The sequence below is a fragment of the Pseudoalteromonas sp. APC 3224 genome, from assembly GCF_030407535.1.
Lineage (GTDB): Bacteria > Pseudomonadota > Gammaproteobacteria > Enterobacterales > Alteromonadaceae > Pseudoalteromonas.
In genome coordinates this window covers 55,225-72,870 of record NZ_JASDDF010000016.1, presented here as the reverse complement: position 1 = coordinate 72,870, position 17,646 = coordinate 55,225, and the positions used below count along the sequence as shown (strand labels likewise).

At 38.8% G+C, this 17,646-nt stretch carries 19 protein-coding genes and 1 pseudogene; 3 read left to right on the top strand and 17 right to left on the bottom strand.

The genetic code is table 11. The annotated features are described in order from the left end of the window. Window positions 1–101 precede the first annotated feature (101 nt). A complete protein-coding gene (locus tag QL989_RS09520; protein WP_290170041.1) occupies window positions 102–3,254 on the bottom strand; it encodes a M1 family aminopeptidase in 3,153 nt (1,050 codons plus the stop codon). Next, a complete protein-coding gene (locus QL989_RS09515; RefSeq protein ID WP_290170040.1) occupies window positions 3,245–4,117 on the bottom strand; it encodes an ABC transporter ATP-binding protein in 873 nt (290 codons plus the stop codon). Before QL989_RS09515 ends, QL989_RS09520 begins: the two co-directional genes overlap by 10 nt. 226 nt (window positions 4,118–4,343) lie before the next feature. Between QL989_RS09515 and QL989_RS09510 the strand changes: the two genes are divergently transcribed. After that, window positions 4,344–5,843, top strand: a complete 1,500-nt coding sequence (locus tag QL989_RS09510) for a histidine kinase (RefSeq protein ID WP_290170038.1) — start codon at window positions 4,344–4,346, stop codon at window positions 5,841–5,843. Between the two features lie 2 nt (window positions 5,844–5,845). Beyond that, window positions 5,846–6,520 carry a LytTR family DNA-binding domain-containing protein gene (locus tag QL989_RS09505; protein ID WP_290170037.1) on the top strand — a complete coding sequence of 225 codons (675 nt, stop codon included), beginning with the start codon at window positions 5,846–5,848 and terminating at the stop codon, window positions 6,518–6,520. Here QL989_RS09505 and QL989_RS09500 read toward each other — a convergent pair. Genes QL989_RS09500 through QL989_RS09490 form a run of 3 tightly spaced genes read right to left on the bottom strand, consistent with a single transcriptional unit; the run spans window position 6,517 to window position 8,155 of the window. Then, on the bottom strand, window positions 6,517–7,116 hold the full coding sequence (locus tag QL989_RS09500; RefSeq protein ID WP_290170036.1) for an SGNH/GDSL hydrolase family protein: 600 nt from the start codon (window positions 7,114–7,116) through the stop codon (window positions 6,517–6,519). The genes QL989_RS09505 and QL989_RS09500 overlap by 4 nt on opposite strands. Window positions 7,117–7,118: 2 nt before the next feature. Then, window positions 7,119–7,643: a DsrE family protein gene (locus QL989_RS09495; RefSeq protein ID WP_290170035.1), complete on the bottom strand. Its 525-nt coding sequence runs from the start codon at window positions 7,641–7,643 to the stop codon at window positions 7,119–7,121. Between the two features lie 47 nt (window positions 7,644–7,690). Next, window positions 7,691–8,155: an NAD(P)H-dependent oxidoreductase gene (locus QL989_RS09490; RefSeq protein WP_290170033.1), complete on the bottom strand. Its 465-nt coding sequence runs from the start codon at window positions 8,153–8,155 to the stop codon at window positions 7,691–7,693. A gap of 101 nt (window positions 8,156–8,256) precedes the next feature. Between QL989_RS09490 and soxR the strand changes: the two genes are divergently transcribed. Beyond that, window positions 8,257–8,718, top strand: a complete 462-nt coding sequence (soxR, locus tag QL989_RS09485) for a redox-sensitive transcriptional activator SoxR (RefSeq protein ID WP_198522802.1) — start codon at window positions 8,257–8,259, stop codon at window positions 8,716–8,718. 13 nt (window positions 8,719–8,731) lie between these two features. Here the strand turns inward: soxR and QL989_RS09480 are convergent, their stop codons facing one another. From QL989_RS09480 to QL989_RS09425, 12 genes and pseudogenes are all read right to left on the bottom strand, one after another. Continuing rightward, window positions 8,732–9,898, bottom strand: coding sequence for a lipase family protein (locus QL989_RS09480; RefSeq protein WP_290170030.1), 1,167 nt, complete (start codon window positions 9,896–9,898; stop codon window positions 8,732–8,734). Between the two features lie 27 nt (window positions 9,899–9,925). Beyond that, window positions 9,926–10,474: a DUF6795 domain-containing protein gene (locus QL989_RS09475; protein ID WP_356776549.1), complete on the bottom strand. Its 549-nt coding sequence runs from the start codon at window positions 10,472–10,474 to the stop codon at window positions 9,926–9,928. Then, a pseudogene (locus QL989_RS09470) lies at window positions 10,461–10,962 on the bottom strand (DUF6795 domain-containing protein). Before QL989_RS09470 ends, QL989_RS09475 begins: the two are co-directional and overlap by 14 nt. A gap of 177 nt (window positions 10,963–11,139) precedes the next feature. Then, entirely contained in the window at window positions 11,140–11,925 is a 786-nt protein-coding gene (locus QL989_RS09465; protein WP_036955101.1) for a hypothetical protein, read from the bottom strand. 60 nt (window positions 11,926–11,985) lie between these two features. Then, the gene (locus tag QL989_RS09460) at window positions 11,986–12,252 is read right to left on the bottom strand and encodes a hypothetical protein (protein ID WP_010389341.1); all 267 of its coding nucleotides are present in this window, start codon (window positions 12,250–12,252) and stop codon (window positions 11,986–11,988) included. 48 nt (window positions 12,253–12,300) lie between these two features. Continuing rightward, a complete protein-coding gene (locus QL989_RS09455) occupies window positions 12,301–12,900 on the bottom strand; it encodes a hypothetical protein (protein WP_198522813.1) in 600 nt (199 codons plus the stop codon). After that, on the bottom strand, window positions 12,894–13,667 hold the full coding sequence (locus QL989_RS09450; protein ID WP_290170023.1) for a ChaN family lipoprotein: 774 nt from the start codon (window positions 13,665–13,667) through the stop codon (window positions 12,894–12,896). The genes QL989_RS09455 and QL989_RS09450 overlap by 7 nt, the downstream gene beginning before the upstream one ends. Before the next feature lie 253 nt (window positions 13,668–13,920). Further along, on the bottom strand, window positions 13,921–14,400 hold the full coding sequence (locus QL989_RS09445; protein ID WP_290170021.1) for a hypothetical protein: 480 nt from the start codon (window positions 14,398–14,400) through the stop codon (window positions 13,921–13,923). After that, a complete protein-coding gene (locus tag QL989_RS09440; RefSeq protein ID WP_010389349.1) occupies window positions 14,400–14,702 on the bottom strand; it encodes a hypothetical protein in 303 nt (100 codons plus the stop codon). The genes QL989_RS09445 and QL989_RS09440 overlap by 1 nt, the downstream gene beginning before the upstream one ends. A 297-nt stretch (window positions 14,703–14,999) precedes the next feature. After that, window positions 15,000–15,593: a hypothetical protein gene (locus tag QL989_RS09435; RefSeq protein ID WP_075170029.1), complete on the bottom strand. Its 594-nt coding sequence runs from the start codon at window positions 15,591–15,593 to the stop codon at window positions 15,000–15,002. A gap of 4 nt (window positions 15,594–15,597) precedes the next feature. Then, the gene (locus tag QL989_RS09430) at window positions 15,598–16,356 is read right to left on the bottom strand and encodes a ChaN family lipoprotein (protein ID WP_290170016.1); all 759 of its coding nucleotides are present in this window, start codon (window positions 16,354–16,356) and stop codon (window positions 15,598–15,600) included. Window positions 16,357–16,470: 114 nt separating this feature from the next. Then, complete coding sequence (locus QL989_RS09425) at window positions 16,471–17,643, bottom strand: lipase family protein (RefSeq protein ID WP_090493398.1); 1,173 nt, start codon at window positions 17,641–17,643, stop codon at window positions 16,471–16,473. Window positions 17,644–17,646: the final 3 nt, after the last annotated feature.

Genomic DNA, 17,646 nt, shown 5'->3' with positions numbered 1-17,646 from the left:
CGAACGGCCAACACCCTCTCGCCATCACATTATGCGAAGTACAACACGTTTAGTTAAAGCAATTTAGAGTCAACTCCAAGCCGCTGGCGACTTGAAGATTGTCATATCTCTAAGAACAGCTTATCAATTAAACTACTTAGCTGTGGATTAACTTGCTCTTTTAACGCAAAAATAAAGTCCATTGAAGTAGCAGGCATATTAGGGTGAGAATGATTTTCCCATACTAAGTTAAGTGCCTTAATTATCGCTTCATCGCCTATTTTTTTCCTTAGTTTTGCAAATACAATAGTGGCTTTTGAGTATTGCTCATAGCTTTTTGTTGAATCAATTAACGCCATTTTTTCGGTAATATCCATACGTGATGCTTGCTCGTAACGCTTTGTTTCGTAATCGACCAAAGCGTTCATAGCGGCCTTACCGTCATGTCTTTCTATTACCACCAACTCAATATATTTGGCCATCGATTCAATTAGAAAGGCACTGTCAGCAGACACACTATTGCCAATATCGTGGCCAAACCATTGATGCGCGGTTTCATGCACTGCACGGCGATAACGCTGATCAAAACCGGCATCATCGCTTGGCCGAGCCCTAAAGCCGACGGTATCTTCAACTAATATTATTTGTGGTAAAGCATAGCCAGTGCCCCCAAAAGGTGGGGCCGCAATTATGCTCAATTGCTTTGGTTTGTAAGCAACAATATTATTTTTAAACCAATCAAGTGTGTCCATCATCGCTTGAAAATTAACAGCAATTGCATCTGAACGCTCAATCAGCTGTTGTTTTTTTGCAAATACTTGTAACGTAACACCATCATGCTTTTTAGTTTCAGCAGTAAAAGGCACTGACAGCCAAGCTGGTAAGTTATTAATTTCAGATAATGTTTTAAACTCAAATATCTCACGGCCCTGCTCACGTTGATGTGTAATTTGTTTGCCCTGCGTCACAACTTGATGCCCCGCTGCGGTTGATATTTTGCTCGACATCGTTATACGCTCATAGTGTTTAGGCCTTTTTTGCTGCTTATTAAATAATGTTGAAGCTAATGGCCGTGCCTTTTGTTGCAAACCATATTGAGCGCGTAACTGTGTATCGGTAAGCTCATAATTAACTTGATAGCCAATGGTTGGCAACGCAGGAACCGCACGAATATAACTAAATTCAGGCGTAATTATTTGATGCCCACCAGCAGGCCACAAGGTTGCTTGATGAATCTCAAATTGTGTTGTTAATTGCCGTGTTTCATGTGGCTTTAATGCAATATCAAACTCATAAACAGCTTGATTTAACTCAGGGTAAAACGCAATTTGGCTTGCGCCAGCAATCTTTACATCCGCCCATTTATAAAACCCAGCCCTGCCAACTAAAATTTGCTTAATAGCCGTTGGATGACGATTTTTTAAAGTGTAAGTCAGATCAAACTTAACAGACTGTTGATGCGGGTAAAAATCAATATTTGCATCAATATGGCTAACTTGAGGTTGCAACTTATGCTGCCAATCTACAAAGTTTTTTTCATAATTGGCTTTAAACGCTTCACGTTTATGCGAATTGGTAAGCGGTTTTTCATCAACCAAGCGTAGATGTAATTGCACAAATAAACCAACGTAGAGCAACACTGGCATTATTAGCCATGCATCTTTTCGCACAACCGCACGCCTATCAAACCCCGCACCGCGATGACTAAATACACACGTTAGCAATATAAAACTTATACCGGCCAGCAACCACATCTGCATATAAGGCCAATAACTGCTGATACTTGCCCGGTAACCCCAAAACTCACTCGGCGGCTGCAATGGCGTCCAAGCTAGGCTCCAAAATGTGTGTGTGAGTCCTAAATAAGTCATAACGGGTGTAAATTTTAGCAACAGCATCACAAAAACGATTGCTCCTGCAACCAGTGTTGAGCGAAAAATATTAAATACACATACCGTTACCCAGCCAATTAGCATCAGGGGCAGTGACGATAAACACAAAACATATACATGGTCGTAAGCGTCATATTGGCTATCAATAAACCACTGCGCTAAAGAGGCTCCCACAAAACTCATTATTGAAAAAGTAATAACCAAAGTAGCCAATACCAATAATTGACTATATAAAATAGTGGCCGTTTTGATAGGCGTAGCAGCAATTAGCTCAGCCATATTAAAGCGCCGTGCATAGCAACTGATTTGCCAGCTCCAAAGCACCATCAGCAAACACCCAAACAGTATTTGCATATCAAAAGCATAGTGACTAATTGCATCGATACTGGTTGCATGTATTACACTCAATGGCTCAGCATAAGCAGCAGAAGAGGCTACGCTATTAAACACCATGACTGGCCAAGCTAATAAAACTATCCATGTTATTGGATGCTTTAACACATTAAAAAGCGCTACTTTATAAAATGTGATAAATATCGCTAGACCATGACTTTTTGCAGCCGCAGGTCGGTACGAGGCATTTGCTACTGTAACCGGTTGTAGCTTGCTCACTGCATTTTTTACTGGCTTATTAAACGAGTTAGACTGATTACTTGCAACAGCGCTAAAATAAATAAGGCTTGTGAGTAATAATATCAGCACCCGATTAACAGCTATGATCCAGCCTTGTGGTTCACTAAAGCTAGCTATAATCGCGGTGTATGCGAAAGGGTCTAACCATATAAACAGTTGATAGCTAGTTTCACTGATAATACTACTGCCCGCCAGTATAGGATTACCAGTAACACTAGCAAGCAATAAATAACCAATCCACAAAGCTGCAAATACCACATAATTCACCAAAGCACTGCTGAACTTTTGACAAAACCAGAATGCAATTACACTGAGCAAACACGCATTAGGAAACAACATAAAAAGGCTATTAACAAACAGTAAATTAATAATATGCCAGTCAAACCCGTTACTGAGTAACTGTGTTACAACCACCAGCATACTAATAAACGCAATCGCAAACACACACATCACCAAAGCGCTCAAACGTAACCAAGCTCGCTTTCTAAAAGTAATAGGAGTCGCTGCTACAAGCTCGTGCATATTGTGTATTTGATCACGTAAAAAAATTGTCGGTGCAAGCGCGCCTGTCAGTAAAGCTAGTTGCATCATTTGTAGGGCAACTAGGTGCAGCTTTAACTGGTTTATCGCATCGCTTACTTCAACAGCTAACCCTGCTGACAATGTATACGCAAACAAAGGCGCTGCTAAAAAGCACAACCAAAGCAGAGGCTGACGAGTGATGTAACGCAGTTCATTGATCAATAACATGCGTGACACCCTCTTGCTTTCAATTCATAAAAATAGCTATCTTGCAGTGTCGCTTCTGCGGGTATCGCACTTTCAGCAGGGGTCGTTGTAGCATAAACACGAAATGAAGGTTTGCCGTACCGATAACTTTTGCTTAGTACCAAACTCTCTTGCGGTAGTTCACTAGGCAGGGTGTCTAGCAGCCATAAACATCCATGCAATGGCTTGATAAGGGCGGCTACTTCACCACTTTGAATTAGCTGGCCTTGGTTAATCATTGCAACAAAGTGACACTGATTTTCTATGTCTTCTACAATGTGCGTAGATAACAGCACTAGGCGTTGTTTACTAATCGTCACCAATAAATTATTGAGACTTTCGCGCTCAGCAGGGTCAAGCCCTGCGGTTGGTTCATCTAAAATAATCAGTTGAGGAGAACCTAACAACGCTTGTGCAATACCAAAACGTTGTTTCATCCCACCCGAAAAGTGGCTCACCTTTTTATTTGCAAACGAAGATAAATTTAATAGTGTCAAAAGCTCCTCTATTTGCTGCTTTCGATCTTTTTTATTGAGTCCCTTTAACGTTGCAATATGTTCTAACAATGCAATACAACTCATATTTGGATAGACGCCAAATTGTTGCGGTAAATAGCCCAGCTGTTTGCGCATCTGTTCGGGATGTTGCAGCACATTTAAGCCATCAAAATTTACCTGACCATTATCCACACTTTGCAAACACGCTAGGGTGCGCATTAAACTTGATTTACCCGCCCCATTTGGTCCAAGTAAACCAACCATGCCAGCAGGCAAATGAACCGACACATCATTTAAAGCGTGCGTGCCATCTGGGTATTTTTTATTTATATTTGTAAGTGTCAGCATCTATTGCGTTCCTTAATTGACGAATAGTCACATTAAGCAACACCTAACAAATCAGCTAGCAAGTAATGATCAAAGCCTATAACTAAGGGATAAGAGTAACGATTGGCTGCTCATCATTAAAAACCTTACTTTCATCATTATTTGTGGTTTTTTAGCAACGTAAAGATGTGTTAATAATGTTTAAAGGGTAAAGTAGTGTGAAGTTAAAATTATATTAAGGTGAAATGTGCAGACGGTTATTTCCTTTTTATCACAACGGATTAAGGTAAAATATGTCATTGCCTTATTGCCGTTATTGGCTGCCATTTTACTTGAAGCCCATATTCGCTTTCTATCGTTAAGGCTCAGCTCAACACCGCTTTACTTACAAATAAACCTGCAACTTCTTTTAGTATGCCTGCCTTTTTTAATCGCCCATGCAATTGCATTTCAACAGCCATTAAGACTAGCCTTAATGAGCTGGCTGTTAGGTTTTATTGCTTACCCTATCTTGATATACGCGCTCGGTGTGCTGCTTCCACAATTTGCTCAATGGCACTATTTAGCACCGCAAGGCTGGGCCTTATGTACGGCAGCAAGCCTAACATGGCTGATATCTCAACGTGTTGTCACTCAGCCTTCACTCAATAGCAAACGGCTAAGTTCATTAATATCATTGGATAATGTAGTGTTACTCACTCTTTTGGGCTGGTGTTTTCTAATGGCTGGGGTACTCAATACACATGAAGACCCACTATTAAATCAACCATTTAATTTAATTTTTGATCCAAGTAAAGTCGTCTCGCAGTTTGGTCAATTTATCACTTATTTTTGGCAACTAGGCGTTTATACTGCAATTGTTTACGGGTTATATTTATTTAACCGATACTTCCTCATTCGCCACTTGCTTGCTGTTCACGGCGTATTTTTGTTTGTAGCCGTTTGCGTTATTGTAATGCTGGTATTAACACCTTTGTTGATAGCTGCCGTTCTATCGTTACCCATTAATGACTTACCCCACGGCGTTGCTAACCTCACACCAAGTGGCGATCAAAATATTTTTAGTAAGTTTAATTATCAGTTTATGCTGCTTTTTCTTGTTATAAGTACCCCTATTATTTTGGCGTTTGAGCGTCAACAGCAACACAGCAAGTTAAATGAAGTCGCTAAACAGCAAACTCAAACCGAACTAAAATTACTCCAACAACAAGTTAACCCTCATTTTTTATTTAATACATTAAATAACTTATATGCACTTACGCTGACAAAATCAGAGCAAGCCCCACAGTTAGTACTACATTTGGCAGACTTACTACGCTACACAGTGTATGAAGGGCAAAAGCCATCCGTGCTACTGGCAAAAGAGCTAGACTACCTTAAAAATTTTATTGAATTACAAAAAATAAGAAGTGCGAATAAGTGTAAGTTTAACCTTGTTTGGCCGCACAATTGTGACGACCTAAAAATCACACCGCTGCTGTTGATTATTATTGTTGAAAATGCCATAAAACATGGGGTTGAGCCCGCGAGCGACAAAACACACGTATCAATTAAAATAACAATCAATGACAATGTTTTAACGCTTTATTGCACCAACCCAATACCCGCTCGATTAGTAAAAAAAGAACATGGGATGGGGCTCGCTAATTTACAAAAACGACTGCAACTTTTATACCCTAATAAACATTCACTAATAACCCATAAGCAAGATGCAATGTGGCAAACAACACTGACCTTGGAGCTGTAAAAATGATAAGAGCCATTATTGTTGATGACGAGCCATTAGCGCACCAAGTCCTACTGCATCATTTAACTGCACACTCCAATATAAATGTAGTAGGTCAATACTATAGCGCTAAAGATGCCTTATGTGTGCTTGCCAAGCCGGGCATTGATTTAGTGTTTCTCGACATTAATATGCCAGAGTTAACAGGCCTTGAGCTATTAAAAGCACTTGCCAACCCGCCGCAAGTAATTATCAATAGTGCCTATCAAGAGTATGCTTTAGCTGGCTTTGATTTAAATGTTACAGACTACTTGCTCAAACCCGTTTCAGCGCCGAGGCTAAAGCAAGCTCTCAACAAAGTGTGTCAACGTGCGGCACAGCCTTTAGACCAACAGCCCCAATGTATAACGCTTAAAGTAGACCGAGAAAAACGAAAATTCGTGTTAGACACCATTGAATATATTGAAGCTTACGGTAACTATGTAAAGTTGCATCAAGCGCAGAATACCACGCTTGCCACAGCGACACTTAAGCAATTGAGTGAACAGCTAGCAGGTACATTTATACAAATTCATAAATCGTATTTAATTAATAAAAACAAAGTGACTGCGGTTAATCATGAGAATGTTGAACTAACCACAGGGGCTATTGTTAAAATTGGCAAATCATATAAAGAACTCTCTCGCACACTACTTTAAACAAAGAGTAGTAGCTGCTTTGCAAGGCGCTTATGTTCTTCAGATGGCCAATGAACCCCCTCACTTTCACAAGCAGCAAGAAGTGAAAAGCCATCGATAAACACACATGCCTGGCGTTCAGAGACAGCTTTAAATTCAATAGATAATTGTTCAGCTTTTATACCTGCACCTGCGTAAATACTTTTATAACTTCCCACTTCATGAACCTTGGGCGGGCTCAATATGATTACTTTTGGCTGTGCGTTACCGTGATAAAACGCTTTAATGGCTAAAATCAACTCCTCAAGCGCTTTGCTAATATCGATAGCAGACAGTGCAAAACGGGCTTTTAAATCATTGGTGCCAAGCGCAATGATAATGACATCCAACGGCTGCGCCTCAAGGTAAGGTTTTAAATACTTTACGCCTGATTTATCGCCGCTAAATGGCGGGTTATTCACTAAGGTACGATTAGGCTGCCCAGCTTCAATAACGAGGTGCCCTGTACCTAACAGCTCTGCCAATATGCCCGGCCAGCGTTCATGCGCAGGCAGCCGCTTTCCATCAACGGGTGATGTACCAAAGGTATTGGAGTCGCCAAAACAAAGAATATTCATGTTTAAAACGGATTCAACGTATAGCCTTGTTGCTGTAACTGCGCATGCGCGGTCATCGCTGAAAGCGCCATTTGCACTCCAGGTATTAGTTGATCAGCCTCCACTTTCATATGCGTTGCCGACTGCCCGCACACATATACCTGCGTTTTATTAGCAAGTAGCTGTTTGAGCAAAGATTGGGTTTTGTTATCTTTGTCAAAACGCACTTTGTAAAAGCTGTTTTCAAGCACATCTACACTTGCACCACCGTGCACCACTAGAGCAAGTTGAATATTCTCCGGCTTTACCCCATGGGCAACATGCATATTAATAAAGCGTGCTAACGAATTAATATGATTATTTTGCACGCCCTTTTCAGCGCCTTTACCTACATCAAAAGCTATCTTGAACTGTGCTTGGTTTAAATCAGACACATGCTCGGGCACATTATAAAAATAACCATAGTCTTTAATAACAGGCGCAGGCTCTGCTGCAAGAGTACTAAAGCTAGCCAAAAGTAAGCTTGAGCCAATAAGTAACGTTTTCATACATCATCCTTTTTACTTTTTGTTTAGCCTAACGCTATTTAACCTGATTAACTAGCCTGAACATGTGAATGTGCTTTGAAAGTCATTCCTAAATAATTAAAGGTATGTTTAAACATATCGATAAATGCGTCTGGCGCAGAGAGAGATGCAGCATTAGACAACAGTGAAAACTGTTTTTGACGTAAAGTTCTAAGCTTCGGTTTTAACGCCTCATCATCCATGTAATCTGTGATCCTATCTATAAATGCTTTCATTTTTGGCGTGGTGTTATACCAATAAATAGGTGACGCAATTACCCAATGCTCAAAGGTAAGTAACTGTTCAAATAGAGTGTAAAAATCATCTTCAGGGTAGTTTTTGTCATAGCGATAAGGTGAGATAACAAAGTCATCTATGCAAAAGCCTTGCCCGCCTTCCTTAGCTATATAATTGTTGACTTGTGTACTGGTGTTACCTGATTTACGCGCACTTGAAAAAATTATGGCTGTGGTATTCGTTGATTTATCTTGCATTTGTATCACTCCTTTTTTTATGATGGAGCAAAGCTTAAAACCTCAAGTTAAGTTAAGGTCAATAAGCAATATCCATATTTTTGCAAACAGGACGCATACCGATGACCGTACAACAAAAAAAGCTCACTGAAGCCAACTTAACCGTAGGCTTTGTTGCTAAGCGCAGCGGTGTAAAAGTATCAACACTGCACTTTTACGAAACCAAAGGCTTGATCCGAAGTTGGCGAAACAACGGCAATCAACGCCGTTATAAGCCAGATGTTCTGCGCCGTATTGCGGTTATAAAAGCAGCACAAGCGATGGGGATCACGCTCGAAGAAATTAAACAAACTCTGGCAACGTTACCAGAGCAGCGTACACCAACACAAAAAGACTGGTCTGCACTTTCAAAGCAATGGCAAGAGAAACTTGATGAGCGTATTGCTTATATGCAACGTTTACGTGAACGGGTTGATGGCTGTATAGGCTGTGGGTGTTTATCAATGAGTAAGTGCCCTATTTATAACAAAGACGACCACTTAGGTGAAACCCAAAGTGGTGCCATTTTGTTAGAACGAGATTAAGGCTTATAAAACCTTAATCTAGACCATTTAAGCCTTCTCGGGCAGCGCGATATAATGCCCCTAAAGTTGAATCAAATACCGATTTAATAAAACTGTAAGTCAGCTCTACAGCTTTACTAATAACTTTGCCAGCAAACACTAACATGTGCCCGAGTAAACCTAAGGTTTGTGTTGCAAATGAAGCTGACGCTTTGGCTATTTTATCCAGCGTTCGCGCGAGCATATCGTAAAAAGTTAAACCGGTTCCTATGGCTGCTTGCGCCGCAACAGCACTGTAGTAGCCCGAATCTTTTAATAAGGTAACTAACGCAGCGCCAAGTTTATCTGCCCAATGCGAACTAAATGAAGCTTGATTTCTGTCTTCAAACTTCAAACGTACCGGCGTGCTTAAAAAGTGGTTAGCTTTTACAGTTAAATTGCCCCAGTCGTTACTGTTTGCGGTATTAACATAGCCTGGCGTACCACTTAATTTGTGTGCTGCGCCTTTAAGGCCCTGGCCGTTATCAAGGCGAATTTCTTGGCCATTGTAGGGCGCATGTGAAAATGGCCACAAAGGCACTTTTGTAACCGGATCAGCACCGTGTGTACAGCGATATATTTTATCAATACGTGAGGTAGCAGCGCGTGAAAAGTTGTCAAGCCCCACTCTAGGCGAGCCGAACGTATATAATTTAACCGGCAACGAATACTCTGCTTTTATCCAATCGGCTGAAAGCGTTGCCAGTGCCCCACCTAAACTGTGGCCAACAATATGCACACAGCCGGTTATTTTGTCTCGAATGTTAGCCGCTACAAATTCTTGTAGTGCAGGTTTCATACTATAAAAGGTTTTATTAAACCCAGCATGTACCATACTGCCGTTAGAGCCACCGCTTAAACCAAAGTGCGCATCTGTTAGGCCATCTCTAAGAGAAGCCGTGCCACGAATAGTGATTACTGAATCACCTTGAAATGAATTTTTACCGTGTGCAACAAGGCCAAACCCAGTACTTAAACCAAATAAATGAGAGAAAAACCCGCCTGATACACCTTGTATGGATCTATTATTGATAGAAAAATCAAACTGATCTCGTAAGGATGCATGCAATAGCCCATTTAATAGTTTTGTATTTTTTAATTCTTTAGCATCATAAGCAAGTGATGCTAATTGGACTGCCTGAGTAGGTGTTAACGCATTCATTTTAAATCCTTTTATTGGTTTTAAACGTTAGAGCTTGCAGGTGGTAAAAACTGCAAATGTATGCTGCTTATTATCTTTAGCAGCTATATCAAACGTTTCTGGCTCATTTGCGATATCACAAACCAAATTACTTAAGTATTTGGTTAGCGTATCTTTATGCTCATAAGGAAATAGCCTAACAGCCCAAATAGTAACTTCCTTTGCATTCTCATCTAATGTGTATATGTGTTGTATAACAGATTCGTTGTCGAACATGTTTGATGGCTTTGATGTTTTGATAACCTTTTTAGGGAAAGAAAAACGACCATCACTACTTGTTGTTACTTCATCAATATATTCATCGCCATAATTTAGTCTACGAAATACCTTTTTACCAGCAACAGGTTGCTCTTCAAAAAGCAAACGCCCTTCAACTGGAGCTGATAACACAAAATCTTCCTTACTAAAAAAACCAAACATATTTGCAAAAACCTGTGTTGTAGTAAATAAAATTAGAATAGCCACAACTACAATGAGTAATGGCAACTTAAACCGCTCCATCAAAAATATAATCTCCAATAAATCAAATGCATGCACCATATACCGTAAAGAAGTGCTCTGGCGCTTCTTCTATAGGTATGTCGTATGTTTGTGGGTCTTTGGCAATATCACACTCTAAGTCAGCTTTTTAGGGTATCACTCCCATCGTGCATAGACACGGTTGTGTACCAAAAAACAACGCCCTCAGGCGTACCATTTTCTAAATAAACATGTTGAACCAGTGATTCATTATCAAACATGTTTGCAGGCTTACTCGTTTTTATAGATTTTTCTGTGAAGGTAAAAAAACCATTATGATCGGTTATTGCTTCATCTTTATATTCATCACCATAAGTAAGCGCACGTACAACCTTAGCATTTGCAACAGGCTGCCCTTTATCTAATAATTGCCCCTTCATCGGAGCCGATAAAACAAAATCCTGCTTATTAAAAAAACCAAATATATCTGCATAAGCCTGTGTTGTAGTAAAAATAATAGCAATAGATATAATTACCGAAATGTGAGCTTTAAAACGTGATAACAAAATATACAAGCTCCCAACTATTAAACTCAAAATACACGTGTCGTATTGCTATTTAATGACGTTTAAACTCTTAACTATCAGCGTTAATGAAATTGCCATTTCAACTAAAATTTATCCTAATTGGGTACGAAGCGTACTGCAAGCATTTAGAGCAAAAAACAAGCAATAAATCATTCCCTAAAAAAACAATTCATAAACCAGCTTACATATAATGCTAAACCCAAGTCCCATCATTAATATATAGCCATATAAAATAGCAATAGCGCCACCCGATGCATCCCCTATTTTGTCTATTTCAATACATGTAGAGCACACTATAAAAAAAATAAAAAAATTAGCAATTAAGCCTAATATATAAGCTTCGCCAAATAGTGGGGAAATGCCTACTAATATAGCACTTAGCATAATAAGGATACCTGAAAGCGCCTCCTTCAAAGAGAACTTGTACTCAATAATTTTGAGCACTAAGGTCACAACCATTAATGCTAAAAAATAAACCGTAGGTTTAAACTGGCTATACAAATAATCCACACTAAACATTTGGCTAATCGTCAATGAGGGCTCTTTAGCTGGGCTTAAATCTTCTGTTATCGCGCTTGAAGCGTCATCGGTAAAAAAATACGCAGCCGCAACAATAATTAACTTTATCATTCCAAAAAAGATAAAACTGGCGACCATAAACCCTATTGAATCGTCTCTGGTCAATCGCTTGTTTGCCTTACTTTCTACAATTTTAGCTAGCAATACACCCAATAAGCACACACTCCCTAAATAAAGCAGCGCGACCCAAAACTGATCAAGATAAAAAACCGATAAGCCAGGGGCAATAAATAAAAACATTGAATCTTCATTATCTAACGAGCTTTTGGGCTTAACACTGTATTTTGACTGTTTAAAAAGTGCTAAATAAACAAATAATGGCTGTAAAAACAGCATTAAAATGCAGGTGTTTATAAGAGTCATTTATCATCCTTGATTACAGCCAATACACTACGCCGAGAGTATTGGCAATTACGAAACTAATTAAAGGTTTATTTTTTGCAGGTAGGTTTTAAGCTTTAATAAGCCTGACTCAAGCTCAAATTTTTGTATTTTAGGGTTTTTAAACTTAAACCCGTTTGATATGTGAGTATTGATCATCGTCGCCATGCCTTCAAAACCCGCAGGCGCAGTTGCAACTAAATCGCTCAATAATGGTTGAATAAGTTCTTGATGCTCTTCAATTTTGGTTGGATCCTCGTAAATATCGTATACAAGGTTGGTTAGTGTTTGTTGGTGTTGTTGTTCCATAATAATTCTATAGCGCCTTTACTTTGGCGATTATAGCTCCTTTTAGTATCAGTTTTTATTCAATGATTTATTCTCAGCTAATGATGCTTTGGCTTGATTTTGTATATATTGAGCACGATGCTCCCAATCGGTTCTATTTGCATAATTTATTACATAATCTGTATGAAAAATTACTTTATTCCACATACCCAGCTTTTGGTAAATTGTGGCTAGTTCAAAATGAGCTGAAACACTTTGAAAATTAATTTCGCTATCACTGGAAAGTAAATATAATTCATATAATCGTGCGGATTCTTTTAAATCCTTTTCAACAAAGTGGCCACTTCGGTATATCCAAGCCAGTTTTTTTAAAGCACTATTCTCGTTATTTGCAATACGAGTATTAATCTCTTCTAAATAACGAGACCCATCACCAGTGTGAACACCAATGTAATATAAAGCCTCCCAATGACCAAGACGATACGCTTTTTCACACCATGCTTCTAATTGTTCAGGTGCATGCATTAAGCTCTTTTGACATTGTTTAGCAGCTTTCTCTACAGTTAAGTCAGGGGAGTTAATATCTATGTCAGGAAAAAGTGATGCTTTCAACACTGAAGAAAATGCAAAACATCCAACAAACATAATTATTGATACTATTTTTACCATTGTAATGAACCATCACTATTTACTCGCTTTTCAGGTATATGCACTTGAAATGACTTCACAGATGATTCGTGCGGGTAGCCTTCTAAATAATAATAGCGCTCCTTTAAGGATTGCTCCTGATTAGAGTCACCTAAGCAGCGTCTATCACTTATACAACTTAACCCTCCAATAAAGTCGATGAAGCGCACATTGTAAATATTATGATCTTTAAGAAATACATCCACACCAGTCTGATTTGCAGCATTTAGTACCGCATGAAAACGATGCATGAACGCGACTACTTTATTTTGACTAGATTTATTTAATATAGCTGCTAAATTAACTGCCCAAAGTGCATTTCTAGAAGTATGGGTATCAAAGCAATCACCTTCTTCCATCTGCGCTGAAGAGCATACGCTATCCATTAAATCCATTGTTTCAACCGACACATCAAGCGCAACTATTTTCATTCCAATGTTACGCGCAGCCTTTACAAGTTCACCATATGCATGGGGTGTCAAATAGCCATGCGTCCAATACTTATCAAAATACTGCTGTATAACATTAAAGCCTTTACCCGTTCGCTGATAAAAGTCTATTTTTTCCTGCATAAAACGTGGCAGCATTTCAATTGCAAAATGGGTAAAGCCAGCAGTTTTTAACTGTTTGATTGCCTTAATTGCTTCATACTTATAACCAGCGGTGCTATGGCTCGATTCGCCAAGCATAACTAAACGCGCATTGCCGGCCATTGTTCTGTAATTTACATCCGTGTTTATTTTATTCATTACCTATCCTTGTTTTTATTTAAATTTTCAAAACACCATCTATAAAATTCAATAGCGTTATTATTCTCAGAGCTGTGGAGCAACTGCATATTCATAGCTCATTGCAAATAAAAGCTCTTGTGTAGTGAAGTTACATTCTTCACTTTTTGAATAACATTCCTTAACTCCACGCCATAATGGCATTGCGCGGCTAACATACCCGTCGCCCTATTTTTATCTATGTTCCTTTGCATTTCAGCAAAGCTATACAGCCTTACTTTTTCTTCCTTTTATTTCCTTTAGCCATTTCTTTTTCAACAGCGGCCCGAGCGTCTTTTATATCCTTAAAAAAATTATATTGATATTGAATTAAGCCTTGGTATTTATTTCCCTTAATTAGATAAAAAGACAGCAGCATAAAGGCTATATTAGTAACTGTAGCTATATGATAACCACTTCCCTCTAAAATTATAAATGATGGTAAGCAAATCAAAGCTAAAAATAGAGCATAGTATTTCAATATCTTTGCACATAGAAAAGAGCCTTGACTAACTTTAAAGTTAAAAAAGCAAAACATAATTCCAACGGAAAACAAAATACCCAACAGCCACTCTGGACTTATATCAAAGTACTGTGTTAACAATGTCATGCCTGAATAAACCGTTCCTATAAGTAAGATGATTGTTACTAATAAGAACCTACGTAAAAGCTTCCATGGGGTGAATAATAAAAACACCTCATCGTTTTTAAACACTATAAACTTCCCAACAAGCAAAGAAGTATAAATATTAATACAGGGGCTACTTTAAAAAGCAGTTGAGGAAAATAGCTTGCTTGACCCCATGTAACAAAATACCTATCTTCTTTTGGTAATTCTGACACGACTCGCAGGTAAACAATCATATATGTTATTGAGCCAATCAGCCAAAGTGCTACACCACCTAATTGAGATAATGCAACAGAATATAGCGAAGCAGGAAATGGCAATAAAAATGAGATTACATATACAAGTGCATAAAATTCCACTTTATTTTTTTGCTTATCACTAAAAAACAAATCATTCCCTCTATATTAGCTCGCTTAGATAAGCGCATCGACTTACATATTTCATTACAACTTTAATCTTATAGTTATCTCTGCGTGTTGAGTGTGGTTACTCAAAACTGCGTAAACACATACATCAATACAAAACACCTTTCGAGCTTAAGCAACTTATCTTCAACTCAGCCTCTGCGATAATTGAGGTTGACCTGTAGAAAGCTCATCACCATACAAAATGCACGCCGAACGAAACGCTATATAAAGTGGTAGTACTTTGTTTACTAAACTGCAAAATCAGAATGGGTGTCTAGTCTATTCATTCAATGATTTATTCTTAATCAAAATTTCTTTTTTAGCTAACTCTATCAAATCAACAGCTCGTTCTTTATCATAAGCTAAAGGGCTGTGGTCAATAACATATTGTGCATGCTCATTTACTGCAAGCCAATTCTGCTGCGATTCATATAAGTTTGCTAACTTAAAGTGCGCAGCCGCAACTAACGAATTTGGCAATTTTGCATCTAATGCTAAAAATTCTTTGTAAAGGGAAATAGCATAATTAATATCTTGCTCCACAAACATACCACTGCCATATAACCAAGCTAAAGTTGAATAAGCTTTTGGCTCTTTTGCCGCAACCCGCTTTTTGGCCTCCTTTAATAATCGAGTTCCATCTCCATTATGAAGGCTTAGTGTAACCAGTGCCTTCCAGTATCCCATTTCATAAGCTTTTTCACACCACTCTTCGAGATACTCAGGCGCGTTAATTAAGCTTTTATGGCACTGCTCTGCGGCAGCTGATACAGTTAAATCAGGAGCGTTTATATCTATTGAATTATCCCATCGAGGCCCTGCGGCATTAATGGAAGGCGCTATAAGAATCAATATTAATAAAATTTTAGCCATATTATCATTTCCTTAAAATGGCTTTTTCAGGAATATGAACTGTGTAAGAAGGTAAAGACGAAGGTATATACGTTCCTTTCTTATAAAAATAAGTTTCTCTTAATGGTTTATCGACATCACCCTCCCCCTTACAAACACCATTGTCAATACAGGTAGATCCACCGATGTACTCTATGATACTGATACGACTAACTTTTGAATTTAACATAATAGAGTCAATTCCAATATGCTTATTGCCAGCATGAAACGCATGGTACCTATGCATAAATGCAACAATTCGAGAGCCTTCTTCTAACTTTAAATTTTTATTTAAAATATCTGCCCACATATGGTTTCGTTCGATATGAGAGTCAGTACATGAACCTGTGTCTGCTTGCTCCCAATTACAACGCCCGTCAATCTCATCCATCATTTCAATAGGCATATCTAAAGGAACAATTTTCATCCCTAGAGAATTAGCCGCTTTTACTAACTCCCCATATCCTGTGCTTGAAGCATTAGTCCAATTCCATTTTGATTTGAAGTGCTGCTTGATTACGTCAAACCCCTTACCAGTCCGCTGATAAAAATCTATTTTGTCTTTTATTCTTGTAGGTAGCATTTCCATTGCAAAATGAGTGAAACCAGCAGCCTTAAGCTGTTTTAAGGCCTTTATAGCCTCATATTTATAAGATACTGGGTTATGGCTCGACTCGGCAATAATAACTAAACGCGCATTGCCGGCCATTGTTCTGTAATTTACATCCGTGTTTATTTTATTCATTATATTTCCTTATATTTGAGAGTTTATAGGGCAGCTTAGCACTTATCTAAATACTAATGGCTAACCACTTTTACGAGAATGGGCTCAGTAGCTATCTGAGCCTTAATTTAATTACTAGCCAAAGGCGATATGAGGTGAAACTTTGACCGCAGCAATTACTAGTGTTTTAAGTTTTTCTAACATCCAAGTTAAAGCTTTTTTTACCCCTGCATAAGTTATATCAACGGCAACAAATGGCTTTCCTACAAAGTTGAGTATATGCCCAATTAATCCTTTACTGTCTTCAGCAAACTTAGTTGACATTTGTGAAATTTCGACAATTGACCGAGCTAATAAATCATAAATAGTTAAAACACCTGATGTGCCTATTTGACCCATAATACTTGCTAACTTACCGCTCTCACGTAATAAAGTAATAAGGGCACTTGTGATTTTTTCAGACCAATGTGCATTAAAAGAAGCGTGATGGCGGTTATAGTACTTCAGACGTGTCATCGTTAGGTTAGATATCGAGCCTTTCTGCATACTTTTATAGTCAGGGTAACTAGCTGCAGTGTTAATATAACCAGGTGCATTACCTGCCATTTTATGCGCCGCACCCGTTAATGAAACACACGTACTTAGCCTATATTCGCTCCCCGCATGTACAAAAGGCCAAACAGGAACCATAGCTACAGGGTCGCTACGATGAACAGCCCTATAAATACCATCTAATCTTGTCTCTGTTTTAATTGCGAAAGGGTTTAGACCCACCCTTGGAGATCCAAAAGTATAAAGTTTTACAGGCACCTTATATTGAGCTTTAATCCAATTAGCTGCTAACGTTGCTAAAGCACCACCAAGGCTATGGCCAATACAGTGAACAGGGCGCCCACCTGCCTTACTCAATATTGCTGCTAATTGCGGTTTAATAGTTTCAAAAGTACGATTAAATCCAGAATGCACCGGTGTCCAGTTTGGGCCAACGGTAACACCACAGTGTAAATCTGTTAACGCATCAGCAAGCCCAGCAGTACCCCGTATTGCTATAACTATCTCGCCCGCATGGTTACCGGTACCTTTGCCTACACCAAAAAAGCCAAAACCAGTAGATTGGTTCAATACATGCTCTGCTGTTGTGCCACTTACACCTGTTAGTGTTGATGTTTTTGAATCAAATGCAAAGTGCTTGCTAATAATTGGATTCGACTTTATTTTTTTTGACTGATCACCAGCCGCCGAAACCGCAATGCTTTTGTACGCAAAATCAGCCAGTTGTGCCGCTATGCTAGGAGATAAAATTTTCATGTA